The sequence below is a fragment of the Thermogemmatispora tikiterensis genome (genome assembly GCF_003268475.1).
Classification (GTDB): Bacteria; Chloroflexota; Ktedonobacteria; order Ktedonobacterales; family Ktedonobacteraceae; genus Thermogemmatispora; species Thermogemmatispora tikiterensis.
Window position 1 is genome coordinate 5,269,389 of record NZ_MCIF01000002.1, and the last position, 11,328, is coordinate 5,280,716.

At 60.8% G+C, this 11,328-nt stretch carries 11 protein-coding genes; 7 read left to right on the forward strand and 4 right to left on the reverse strand.

From position 1 onward, the window contains the following. The first annotated feature begins 52 nt into the window (after positions 1-52). Together A4R35_RS21055 and A4R35_RS21060 are read left to right on the forward strand one after the other, a co-directional pair. Positions 53-544 carry an Rrf2 family transcriptional regulator gene (locus A4R35_RS21055; RefSeq protein WP_223258436.1) on the forward strand — a complete coding sequence of 164 codons (492 nt, stop codon included), beginning with the start codon at positions 53-55 and terminating at the stop codon, positions 542-544. Positions 545-670: 126 nt separating this feature from the next. Beyond that, a complete protein-coding gene (locus A4R35_RS21060) occupies positions 671-1,318 on the forward strand; it encodes an NAD(P)-dependent oxidoreductase (RefSeq protein ID WP_112432913.1) in 648 nt (215 codons plus the stop codon). Positions 1,319-1,386: 68 nt separating this feature from the next. On the opposite strand, the gene A4R35_RS21065 is transcribed toward A4R35_RS21060, so the two are convergent. Continuing rightward, the gene (locus tag A4R35_RS21065) at positions 1,387-3,300 is read right to left on the reverse strand and encodes a protein kinase domain-containing protein (RefSeq protein WP_112432915.1); all 1,914 of its coding nucleotides are present in this window, start codon (positions 3,298-3,300) and stop codon (positions 1,387-1,389) included. 435 nt (positions 3,301-3,735) lie between these two features. Next, positions 3,736-4,002 (reverse strand): hypothetical protein, encoded by a 267-nt coding sequence (locus A4R35_RS21075; protein ID WP_112432919.1) that lies wholly within the window; start codon positions 4,000-4,002, stop codon positions 3,736-3,738. A 257-nt stretch (positions 4,003-4,259) separates the two neighbouring features. On the opposite strand from A4R35_RS21075, the gene A4R35_RS21080 reads away from it, so the two are divergent. The 3 genes from A4R35_RS21080 to A4R35_RS21090 all read left to right on the forward strand — a co-directional run bounded on the left by A4R35_RS21080 (position 4,260) and on the right by A4R35_RS21090 (position 6,482). Continuing rightward, positions 4,260-4,961, forward strand: a complete 702-nt coding sequence (locus A4R35_RS21080) for a B3/B4 domain-containing protein (protein WP_112432921.1) — start codon at positions 4,260-4,262, stop codon at positions 4,959-4,961. A 242-nt stretch (positions 4,962-5,203) separates the two neighbouring features. Further along, positions 5,204-5,584: a hypothetical protein gene (locus A4R35_RS21085; protein WP_112432923.1), complete on the forward strand. Its 381-nt coding sequence runs from the start codon at positions 5,204-5,206 to the stop codon at positions 5,582-5,584. A 343-nt stretch (positions 5,585-5,927) separates the two neighbouring features. Beyond that, positions 5,928-6,482: a TetR/AcrR family transcriptional regulator gene (locus A4R35_RS21090; protein ID WP_189362139.1), complete on the forward strand. Its 555-nt coding sequence runs from the start codon at positions 5,928-5,930 to the stop codon at positions 6,480-6,482. A gap of 183 nt (positions 6,483-6,665) precedes the next feature. Here the strand turns inward: A4R35_RS21090 and sufB are convergent, their stop codons facing one another. Continuing rightward, positions 6,666-8,072 carry a Fe-S cluster assembly protein SufB gene (gene sufB / locus A4R35_RS21095; protein ID WP_112432927.1) on the reverse strand — a complete coding sequence of 469 codons (1,407 nt, stop codon included), beginning with the start codon at positions 8,070-8,072 and terminating at the stop codon, positions 6,666-6,668. 127 nt (positions 8,073-8,199) lie between these two features. Beyond that, on the reverse strand, positions 8,200-10,002 hold the full coding sequence (locus tag A4R35_RS21100; RefSeq protein ID WP_112432929.1) for a glycosyltransferase family 39 protein: 1,803 nt from the start codon (positions 10,000-10,002) through the stop codon (positions 8,200-8,202). Between the two features lie 476 nt (positions 10,003-10,478). Between A4R35_RS21100 and A4R35_RS21105 the strand changes: the two genes are divergently transcribed. Both A4R35_RS21105 and A4R35_RS21110 read left to right on the forward strand, forming a co-directional pair. Then, positions 10,479-10,865, forward strand: coding sequence for a DUF2089 domain-containing protein (locus tag A4R35_RS21105; protein WP_112432931.1), 387 nt, complete (start codon positions 10,479-10,481; stop codon positions 10,863-10,865). Then, complete coding sequence (locus A4R35_RS21110; RefSeq protein WP_112432933.1) at positions 10,849-11,232, forward strand: SHOCT-like domain-containing protein; 384 nt, start codon at positions 10,849-10,851, stop codon at positions 11,230-11,232. Before A4R35_RS21105 ends, A4R35_RS21110 begins: the two co-directional genes overlap by 17 nt. The last annotated feature ends 96 nt before the right edge of the window (positions 11,233-11,328 follow it).

Sequence of the window (11,328 nt, forward strand, 5' to 3'; positions counted from 1 at the left end):
CCGTTCTGCCAGGCCAGATCGGAGAAGCCGGGCCTGGCCTTGACAGGGGCACTTGTCCGCAACTATACTAGTTACGGATAGGCTGTCACTAGGAGGAAGGGCGACTACGCGAGATACACGTCTGGCCGTTGCTGTCCATATTCTGACCTTGCTCGCTCAGCAAAGCGAGGCAGATCCGCTGACGTCCGAGCGCATTGCCGGCAGTGTCAATACGAACCCGGTCTTTATTCGCCGCATTCTGGGTCTGCTCAGCCGGGCCGGATTGGTGGCCTCGCAGCCGGGAGTCGGTGGTGGCTGGCGCCTGCGACGCGATGCCGCCAGCATCAGCTTGCTGGATGTCTATGAGGCCGTTGGAGCTGGTCCTCTGCTGGCTTTGCATCATCGCATGCCGAATCCCGACTGCCTCATCGGTCGCAATATTCAGCGCACTCTGCTGAACTACTTCGGCGAGGCGGAGGCTGCTTTCAAGGACGTGCTGGCGCGCCAGACTATCGCCCAGGTGCTGGAGACCGCTCAGGAAGGGGAGCTGTCGTCGCCGGCCTAGTGGAGTCCTTTTTTATGCTTGCATTGAGAACTATCACAGTTACAGATTGAGCAAGCCAGAGCGCAACCCTGCAGCTCCACGGGAGTGGCGCAGGGTTCTTCAGCCACTGAAAGGAGCGACCTTTTCATGAAGATCGTTGTCTTTGGGGCAACTGGTAACATTGGTCAGCGTATCGTCCAGGAGGCCCTCAACCGAGGTCACGAAGTCAAAGGGGTGGCGCGTCGCCCCGAGCGTTTCGCTCTAAGTCATCCACGCCTCAGCTTTGAGGCGGGCAACGTTCTTGACCCTGCCGATGTGGCGCGGCTGGTCCGCGGCCACGACGTGGTGATCAGTGCGGTGGGACCGGCACGTGATCGAGAGGAAGACCCGCGTATGGTCGTGCAGGCGGCTCAGGCTCTCATCGAGGGGCTGAAGCGAGCGGGTGTCAAGCGCTTAGTGGTAGTGGGTGGTGCTGGCAGCCTGGAGGTGGCGCCCGGTGTGCGCCTGATGGACACGCCTGACTTCCCACCGGGCTGGCGTCCCATTGCTTCCGCCGCTGCCGAGGCTCTGGAGATCTATCGCCAGCAGGGGGCTGATCTCGACTGGACCTACTTCAGTCCGGCGGCCTTTATCGAGCCGGGCCAGCGCACGGGACGCTATCGCGTGGGAACCGAGCAGCTGGTAACTAATGAGAAGGGCGAGAGCCGCATCTCAATGGAGGATTACGCGGTGGCGCTGCTCGACGAAGTGGAGCAGCCTCGCTTTGTGCGCCAGCGCTTCACCGTGGCCTACTAGCGGCGCAGGTGAGGCCGCAGGGCAGTCTCAGGGCAGCGCGTGGGCTGGGTGCCGATGCTGCTCTCGCTCTAGGGCAGCAGAGGCTTCAGCGCGCGCTGCATCTCTTGATAGGTCTGGTAGCGAGCAGCAGGCTCCTCCTGTAAGGCTCGCGCCAGAATCGCCTCCAGCTCTGGCGAGACCGCGGGATTGAGCTGGCGCACCGGTGGGTAGGCCGGATAGTGCGGCGGCCCCTGGTTGGTAAGAACGTGGTGGATGCTGGCCGCCAGCATGTAGATGCAGGTACGCCGGTCGTAGCGCCGATCCTTGATCGGCAGGTAGGGTGAGAGCGCCAGCTTGCGCGTCGTGCGATGCTGACTGCGGCTACCGGGTGGGCTGTCGAGCGGTGGAGGTGGGATCTGGAAGCCGGTGAGCATGGTGCGCCTGCGTTGGCGCTCGATGATGATGTTCGCGGGCGAGATATCGAAGTGATAGAGTGGTGGCTGCTGCTGCTCCAGAGCGGCCAGAATATTGAGCACGCTATAGAGCCAGGTCACCGCTTCGCGCTCGGGCAGGGGACGCAGCAACTTCTGCAGGCGCTCCTCCAGGCTCTCGCCGTCGATGTAGGTCAGGACCAGATAGTAGTGGCGGCCCTCGGCGAAGCGCTCGCGCACCTGGGGTACGAGCGGGTGGCGCAGACGGGCCAGGGCCTCGCTGGCGCGGTCGTAGTAGGCCAGCTCCTGGGCGCGCCGGGCCAGCGGGAAGTCGGTGCATTCCCAGCGCTTGAGCACTACCTCTGCACCATTGGCCTGGTTATCGGTGGCGACCATTGTGGTGACGCGCGTCTCCTCGCGGCTTTTGAGGACGCGCTTGATGTCGTAGCGTCCCTGGCGGATACTGATGCCGAGTAAAGGACTGTGGCGGACGAGCGTCGGTGGAATGGTCAGGCGCCCGCAGGCCGAGCAGCAGCGCTGGCCGAAGCGCACCGGGGCATGGCAGTAGGGACAGGTGCGGTCGTCGTAGTCGGCGCCGCAGTTGCTACAGCGCTGAGCACCGCTGCGGTTCTGGAACCCGCAGCGCTCGCAGACATAGCGCTGCAAGGCGGTCGCGACGGCCTCGGCGTAGGCGCTGGCGAATTGCTGCGTGTCATGGTAGCGTTGATGATAATCCTTGGACAGGGCCCGCAGGAGAACGGCGGCGACCTCGGCGGGCAGGCGCGGATTCCACTGCTGTGGCGGCGGCGGCGGCTCGTGCAGGTGGGCGCGCCACATCTCTTCCAGACGGCTAAAGGCAAAGGGCAGACGCCCCGTGAGCAACTCGTAGCAGCAGATGGCCAGGGCGTACTGGTCGCTCTCGCGGCGCGGGTTGCCCTGCCACTGCTCGGGGGCCATGTAGGCGGCGGTACCGGTCACCTCGCCGAGCGAGGCGTGGGTTTGCATGCCCAGGTAGAAAGTGGTACCGAAATCTGAGAGCAAGAGTTGCCCATTGCGTCCGATGAGCAGGTTGCCTGGCTTGACGTCCTGGTGAATCAGTCCATTCTGGTGCACGTAGTAAAGGGCCTGGGCTGCCTGCTCTACATAAGGGAGCAGCTCCTCGGCGAAGGCAGGGCGCCGGCTGCCGTCGGCCTTGCGGAAGAGATCGTAGATGGTCTGCGGCGCGTACTCCATTACCAGATAGGGGCGCTCGTCCTCTAGCTGGCCGAAGCTGTAGACGGGGAGAATGTTGGGATGCTGCAGGGTAGCGATGCGCCGCGCCTCGTCAAAGAAGCTACCGAGGGCCTTGTCGTTGAGCTGGTCAAAGCGCAGGACCTTGAGGGCCAGCGTGCGGCTGAGCGGCTCCGATTCGCGCACCTGGTAGACATGACCGTAGCTGCCCGAACCAATGAAGGCCGTAATCTGGTAGTTGCCGACGCGCGCTCCCTCGATAAGAAACTCGCAGCGACGGCAGGAGACGGCGCTCTCGGGATTGTCGTGTCCTCCACGTGGATTGAGACAACGAGCCACCATGCTTCCTTTCGCCCGGGCCGAGCTGACTGAGCCGATGAAAGACACTGCGCAGATCGCTCAGTGAGCCACTTCCTGAAGCACGATTGTCGTCTGCGCTGTGCTCTGTGCTGGGCTGTTTGCTCTTCACTATATATCTACGCCGACGTTCTCTGCAAGTTGCCTTGCCTGCTCTCCTATCGAGGAGAGACAAGTACTGATCCGGCCTCATTCAGCACTGGTGCTGGCCTGACTGGACTGTCCTCTCTGCCGAATGGCAAGGTCAGCCAGGGCATCTCAACTTTACAGACAGACCGCCTGGCCTGTCAGGACAATGGCAGGCTGCTGCCCTATCGCCAAAGTCAGATGAGATGATCGATAGTCTGGCTTCCTGGCTAGCGTCGGTATGGGGTGCTGCGGGGCTGGCTCCCCAGTCGCCAGCTCAGCCTGCCCTCTTACTTACTTGAAGAGCTGGTCGATATAGCGAACGGCTTCCTTCAGGCCCTGGCCCGTCTCCTCGCGATAAGCCTTGATAGCTTCAAGACGCTTCCCTTGGGCGACGTATTCGGCCACGCGGGGTGAGATGCCGGAGGCGATCAGCTGCTCGCGTATGAGCGCGCACTCCTCGGGGGTGCGCACTGGAGCAGCATGCCGTCCAAGGAGCAGGGAGATGAGCGCTATCAGTATGCCCACAAGGGCGAGGACAATGTTGATCCAGAATGTCATGTCTTCTCCCTTCTCTCTCGTTAAGCTGGGAAAACAGCCTTCCGCTGCTCTATTGAGACAGCTTTCTGATCTGTGCTCCTGCTGGCTCGCAGAGAGCCTCCCATCATGATAGACGTCGCTGATTCCTGCCCCTCCAAGGATAATTCTGCCTGTCAGCTTGCTCCTCTCCTTGGGCATGGCCCGGTGCTTGCCCTCTTGGCCAGAGAGGTCTATAATCTTTGCCCCAGGATTTTCTTGACTAGACGAGGTGTTGACTCTTGCAATTCAGGATTCACAGCGACATCTTTGCCCATTTCCCCGGCCTCTCCCTGGCTGTCGTTGTCGCCGATGGCCTGGATAACAGCCGCATACCGCCAGCGGTCAGTGAGGAATGGCGGCTTGCCTGGATCAGAGCTGGCCAGGAGGCTGCCGCCTATGGCAACGCCCAGTCGCATCCTCATGTACAGCCCTGGCGCGAGCGTCTGCGGGCAATCGGCGTCTCCAGTAAGTTCCCCAGCTCAATTGAGGCCCTGCTGCGGCGTGCCCTCAAGGGCGGAGAGCCGTTTAGCATCAACGGCCTGGTTGACTTCTATAACGCCATCTCCTTGCGCTACGTTCTCCCTGTCGGCGGCTTCGACCTGAAAGAGGTGCGCGGACCGCTGGAGCTGCGTCTGACGCGCGAAGGGGATCAGTTCATCGCCCTGGGCGAAGAGGAGCCGCAACCGGTGCAGGTCGGTGAAGTAGCCTATACCGATGGCCAGACCATTCTCACCCGTCACTTTGTCTGGCGCCAGTCGCGCACTGCGCTCATCACCCCTGAGACGCGCCGTGTCTTCCTCGTTTCCGAGTCCCTGGGCGAGGTCGGCCCACAAATAGCGCAGGCGGTACTGGAGGAGATGACAAATGGCCTCCGTCGCTACTTTGGGGCTGAGGTCCATCCTTTCCTCCTCTCGGAGGCGAGGCCGCTGGCGGAATGGTAGCAGGGCTGTCGGCCCCAGCATTGTGCTCTGCCTCCTTTCTCTGGTAAGCGCCCTGCTCTCAGTCAACGGTGCACTGCTTGCTCGTCGTTGTCGGCGCGAGAGGAGAATTGGAGCCGGTGACTCCCAGCGCGTTTATTACCTACCAGGAGGAGCCAGGGAGTGCCCAGGCTGATCACTCAAAGGCTGATGCCAGCGTGGGCGCTCCCTCTGGGCATAGAAAGAGCAGGAGGGCAGGAAAAGCTATGCTGCAACCGGTAAACGATCGTCGGCTCGTTGTCTATCGCTACTGGGTGCGCGATGGTGAGCTGCTTGGTTGTGCTGTTCACCTGTATCTGCTGCTGGGTATGCTGGTGCAAACAGTAGTGGGAGTACTCGCTCTGATCTTCCTGCTGGCGCATCAGCTAGATCTGGCTGTTCCGCCGCTGGTGTTCGAAATAATCCTGGGAAACATCGCCCCATTCTGCTGGAGTCGCTACACAGGCGTCTATAAAGTGGATGCCGCCGGCAGGCCACGCGCCTTTGTCTCACACGCGCTGCTACCCGGCATGACGCTCAGCAATAGTATGGGCCGCAAGCGCTTTCTAAAGTCGGTTGAGCGAATAGCAGAGATCAGTCGCAGCTGAGAGACAGAGAAGGCTGGCCATCCACTTTCCTCGCCAGGGATATGGAACTATTGCCTGTTGCCCTCCACTGTGCGAGGCTAATAACGAAACGATGCTATTTCGTATCTAAATTGAAAGCGAGGGTCAACGCCTGGACAAGGTGAATGGCTTGCTGCTGGATCAGCAGCGCGGCGGTGTGGCGTGTCGGGATCTGGAGAGTCAGTACCAGGGGCAGGCTTGACGCTCTGCGAGTCACCTAATACAATGGAAGCGAGGGAGGGGCAGCCGTCTCATGATCGTACCCGAATCTGAGTCCGAGTCTGTACAACGGCGGCCTGGGCGGCCACGGAGCGCCCAGGCACACATGGCAATCCTCCAGGCCACTCTAGAAGAGCTAGCCGAAGAGGGCTATCAGGGCATGACCATCGAAGGCGTCGCGGCCCGCGCTGGCGTCAGCAAAGCCACCATCTACCGCCGCTGGTCCTCGAAGGAAGAGCTGGTCATGGAAGCCGCCCATCGCATCTGCACCGACATTCCGGTCATCAACACCGGTCATCTGCGGCGCGACTTCATTGCCATCTACACCCTGGCCTATCGGGCTATCCAACAGAATCCGTTTCTGCAACGGCTGCTCTTCCGGGCCCTTGGCGAGGTCCACATCAACCCCGAGATCTATTGTGCCTTTGTTGAGCGTCTCTTTGTGCCGCGCCTGCAGCAGTTTATCGAACTGATCAAGCAGGCCCAGGAGCGCGGCGAAGTGCGTCGCGACCTTGACCCCTGGCTCGTCATCGATCTGGTGGCCGGTCCCCTCTTCTACCACCTCATGCTTGGTCCTCTGGCGCCGTCGCAGCCGCAACCCCTCAACGAGGAAATCATCGAGCGGCTCATCGATGCTGTCTTTGAGGGCATCGCCCCCTAGATCGCGACCTTGCTTGCTTGCTTCTGGCGCCTGGCCTGCGCTTCGTTCGCCGCCTGCTCAGGAGAGTCTGGCCCTGTAGAGGGGAACGAACCAGAGAAAAAGGCCATCGCCGCGGGTGGGCGATGGCCCTCGACCGACAGCTTCTGCCACGCGCCGGGCGCGAGGTGAGCTGAGCAGATGGTATCAACCGACGCTGCCCGACATCTCCAGCTGGATCAGGCGGTTCAGCTCCACCGCGTACTCCATCGGCAGCTCCTTCGTGATCGGCTCGATGAAGCCGTTCACGATCAGCGAATAAGCCTCCGACTCGTCCAGACCGCGGCTCATCAAGTAGAAGAGCTGATCCTCACCGACCTTCGAGACGGTAGCCTCGTGGCCGATCTCCGTCTCATTATTCTCGATACGCATCGTCGGATAGGTATCGGTGCGTGCCCGCTCGTCCAGCAGCAGGGCGTCGCAGCGCACGCTGCACTTCGTATGGTGGGCCTCCGGGTTCACGCGCACCAGCCCGCGGTAGGAGGCGCGGCCTGTGCCCTTCGAGACCGACTTCGAGAGGATCTGCGAAGTTGTGTAGGGGGCCAGGTGGGTCACCTTCGCGCCAGCGTCCTGATGCTGCCCGTCGCCGGCGAAGGCCACTGACAGAATATCGCCGCGTGCGCCCGGCTCCATCAGCAGGACGGCGGGGTACTTCATCGTGACCTTCGAACCCAGGTTGCCGTCGACCCACTCCATCGTCGCGTCGGCGTAGGCGGCGGCGCGCTTCGTCACCAGATTGTAGACGTTCTTCGACCAGTTCTGGATCGTCGTATAGCGCACGCGAGCGCCGCGCTTCACGATGATCTCCACCACAGCGCTATGCAGGCTATCCGTCGAATAGACCGGAGCCGTGCAGCCCTCCACGTAGTGGACATACGAGCCGGGTTCCGCGATAATCAGCGTGCGTTCGAACTGGCCCATATTCTGGGCATTGATGCGGAAGTAGGCCTGGAGAGGAATCTCCACGCGCACATTCTCCGGCACATAGACAAAGCTGCCGCCGCTCCAGACCGCGCTATTGAGCGAAGCGAACTTATTATCGGAGGGCGGAACGATGGTGCCGAAGTACTCCTTCACCAGGTCTGGGTAGAGGCGCAGGGCGCTATCCATATCCATAAAGATCACGCCCATCTTCTCCAGATCCTCGCGGACCTTATGATAGACCGCCTCGCTCTCGTACTGGGCCGTCACGCCGGCCAGATACTTGCGCTCCGCCTCTGGAATGCCCAGGCGATCGAAGGTCTCCTTAATCTCGGGCGGTACCTCGTCCCACGAGCGGCCCTGTTCCCTGACGGGCTTAATGTAGTAGTAGATATCGTCGAAGTTGATCCCCGAGAGGTCTGCACCCCAGGTAGGCAGAGGCCGCTTCAGAAAGAGGTCGAGGCTCTTGAGACGGAAGCGGCGCATCCACTCAGGCTCACCCTTCATCTCCGAGATCTGCTCAACGACCTCGCGGCTCAGCCCCTTCTTCGACTTGAAGGCGTAATTTTCAGGTACATGGAAGCCAGCGGTGTAGCTCGGCTCGGCTGTACCGAAGATTTCTTGCGTGCTCATGTCACATCACCTCAGTGTGGCGTCGAGACCCCTGCCTCACACATGAGGAAACAGCGCCACCTCGATTAATCCTTACTCTAACACTCGGATTTGCTCCTCTAATTATACGGCCCGTTGTGACGGCCTGTCAAGGCCAGTTTGACGTGAGCTGGCGGGTCGTCACGCATCTTGCGCCCTGGCTTGCCGTCTCAAAGAGGTAGACATGAGCGGTGCTGGTGGCAAAAGAGGCCAGCAGGTGGTAGTGGGTGGAGAGCCAGGCGACGCTGGCCTGGGCGCGCTGAACGGCTGCCGCGTCTGGTAAGCGTGCGGCGACATAAAAGAGGCGTGCATGGTGCCTGGCGTAAGCCGCCAGCGCGGAAGGATCGGTCGCTTGGCTGGCCTTATCGGTCCCCAGGGTCACGCGAGCGACGTTGTAGGGCAAAAGATCGTAATCCACCCAGTGAAAGGCGCCGGGCGAATCGCTATCGAAGTGGGCCAGCGTTGGCGTCAGCGAGAAATAGTACTCGAAAGCCAGAGCGCAGCCCTGGCCGTTATCATAGCAGACCAGTCCGTCGCCCTCCTGATAGTGGGCGGCTACCCACAAAGCGGCAGGGCGCCAGCTCTCCTGCTCGGCGTGGGCATAATAGTAAGGCATATGATAGAGCGCGAGCGCCAGCAACAGCAGGGCCAGGGCTGTGCGCAGCAGTCGCCAGGGGAGCATGCTCAGGCCCGCCACTGCCAGCAGGAAGAAGGCCGCCAGCACCGAGACCAGATAGCGATCGAGAAAGAGATGAATAGAGACCTGGGTGATCGCGTAGCTCAGCACTGTGGGGATAAGCAGCCAGCATAGCAAAACAAAGCCAAAGGCGGCCAACTGCTGATCGTCTTGCACTTGCTGTCTGGCCTGCGCAGCCCTCTGCCCGGAGCTGGAGCGAAACAGTAATGCCAGTCTCAGCAGTAAAGCCTGCCCGCGGCCCGAGAGACTGGTGACCCCGATTCCCAGGCCCAACAGGCTCAGCGTTATCAACAAGGCCAGATAGACGCGGCCATGATCAGCGAAAGTCTGGAAGAGGTGCAGCAGGTCGCGTGGCCCCGGAATGGGAATCCACTCCGTCTGCGCTCCCACCCGGCTCAGGATCAGCATCGGTGTCACTAACAGCGTAATAGTAGCCAGGCTTAGTGCCAGTGGACCCAGCAGGTGGCGTGTTGGCGTGCGCCAGGGCGTTGGCAGTACGAGCAAACCAAGCAGCGCGATCCCTTGAGCACACAAAATTAACAAACTGAAGAAATGGGTATAAACGGCCAGGGTCATCGCCACAACATAGCAGAGCAGCCAGCGCCGCCAGCGCTCTGGTCGCTGCAGCGTCGTGAGCAGCGCGTACCAGCCGAGCGTCAGAAGAAGCAGCTGAAGGCCATAGGCGCGGGCGTCCTGGGCGTAGAAGAGTTGGAGGTTGCTGACGAGATAGAGTAGAGCAGCGCAGCAGGCCAGGAAAGGGCTGAAGAAACGCCGGGCCAACAGATAAACGAGCGCGACAGCCACGGCGGCACACCAGGCCGAGGGGAGGCGCACAATGGCTTCCGTTGGGAGGAAACCCATCAAGGCTGTCAGCCGGAGCCAGACATGCAGCAGCAGATAGTAGAGCATCATATTGGGCTGGCTGGTGGTAATGATGTGCCAGAGCGTTGGCAGCGGCTGCGAGGCCCGTGAAACCGAGAGCAGTTCGTCGAACCAGAGGCTGGGCGTACCAAGATGGTACAGACCCAGGGCCAGAGCCACCAGGGCCAGCAACGTGACCCTGGCCCCCTCACCTCTCAACAGAGGCCGGTAGAGAGAGAGACTCTCGATAAGCGAATAGCCGGTTCGCTTATCGGATGGATTCGCGATAGAAATACTTTCAGTAGTAGAAGTCCTTGAGAAGGATTTAGGATGAGAAAAACAGGTGTCTTCCATAACGGTGCTCCTGATGAGAGAGCTAGTCGCCTGGTTGGACGGGGGAGAAGGTTACACCGGAGAATAGGCGGGGCCGCTTTCACCCGACTCTGCCGGGCGGCTTCGCTGAATTGTGACGGGCTGAGCGGGAGGCAGTAACGCTCGTGGCATCAGTATAAATGCGTAATTATCACTTCTCTGCTCATCTTAGAGGGCGAGCCTGGTAGAGATGGCATCAATAATGGTATATATCTCCAGTGTTAGGAGTATTTTTGCCATAGACATTGACGAAATTGAGCGATTGTGCTAAAATCACTGTCAGAAACGCACAGCCATTCCCACAGCGGGCCGGTCGATCGACGCGATGCATAAGCGGAGGTGGGCAAGCCGGCCTGTGGGGTGGACCGGTGGTCTGTTCCTGGTCCACGTTGTCCACGTGGGAAATTGGATTAGGAGGCCCGGGGGGAGATGATCGCCCCGGTGAAGAAGAGAGAAGCATGCACAGGCTGATAACCAGAGACCCTGTGAGCGGCGGAGAGCTGATTGTGACGCGACTGGAGTGCCCCGAGAGCGGTGTGGTGATCGAGGGACGCTTTAGCCTTGGCTGGATCGGGCGCCTGACTCCCGAGCAGCTTGATTTTGTAGAGCGCCTGGTCAAGAATCGCGGCAATATTCAGAAGCTGGCCAGTGAGCTGGATATTGCCTACAATACGGCGCGTAACCGCCTGGATGAGATTGTGACTGCTCTTGGTGGACCGCCTGAGAGTGAACCGCGTCCCAGTATCGATCGGCGCGCGATTCTCGATCGCCTGGCCGCGCGTGAGATCACCGTTGAGGAAGCAATGCGCCTGCTGCGAGGTCAGTCAGATGCCAGTTCCCGCTGAGGAGCGTGATCGTATTCTACGTCTGGTTGAGGCTGGTCAGGTCAGCGCCGCTGAAGCTGCGCGCCTGCTTGATGCCCTGGCTTCGCCGGCGGAGACCGCGCCTCCCCTTCGGGCCAGGGCGCGTCAACGCCTGGTACATATTCGCGTGACCGATCTGCTCCTGAACCGTCCCCGGACGAGTGTGACGATCCCGGTGGAGCTTATCGAGGTGGGCCTGCGCTTGGCAACCCGCCTGGCTCCTCAGATTAGCGGCAGTGCGCTGGAGCAACTCCTGCATGCCATCGCTCAGGCCTCCACTGGGCGTCTGCTCGACTTCCAGGATCTAGAGGAGAATGAGCGTGTAGAGATTTTCCTGGAGGAACGCTAAAGGGGTGTGCGCCGTGCAGCCAGGCAAGGCAGCGCCTGGCTGAGCTGATCAGGCCCTGGGTACCAGCTGGCTAGACGCAGGATGATCTGAATGCAA

Coding starts and splice junctions, on each gene's coding strand:
- A4R35_RS21060 (WP_112432913.1), top strand. CDS start 671: ATGAAGATCGTTGTCTTTGGGGCAACTGGTAACATTGGTCAGCGTATC.
- A4R35_RS21065 (WP_112432915.1), bottom strand. CDS start 3,300: ATGGTGGCTCGTTGTCTCAATCCACGTGGAGGACACGACAATCCCGAG.
- A4R35_RS21075 (WP_112432919.1), bottom strand. CDS start 4,002: ATGACATTCTGGATCAACATTGTCCTCGCCCTTGTGGGCATACTGATA.
- A4R35_RS21085 (WP_112432923.1), top strand. CDS start 5,204: ATGCTGCAACCGGTAAACGATCGTCGGCTCGTTGTCTATCGCTACTGG.
- A4R35_RS21090 (WP_189362139.1), top strand. CDS start 5,928: ATGGCAATCCTCCAGGCCACTCTAGAAGAGCTAGCCGAAGAGGGCTAT.
- sufB (WP_112432927.1), bottom strand. CDS start 8,072: ATGAGCACGCAAGAAATCTTCGGTACAGCCGAGCCGAGCTACACCGCT.
- A4R35_RS21100 (WP_112432929.1), bottom strand. CDS start 10,002: ATGGAAGACACCTGTTTTTCTCATCCTAAATCCTTCTCAAGGACTTCT.
- A4R35_RS21105 (WP_112432931.1), top strand. CDS start 10,479: ATGCACAGGCTGATAACCAGAGACCCTGTGAGCGGCGGAGAGCTGATT.
- A4R35_RS21110 (WP_112432933.1), top strand. CDS start 10,849: ATGCCAGTTCCCGCTGAGGAGCGTGATCGTATTCTACGTCTGGTTGAG.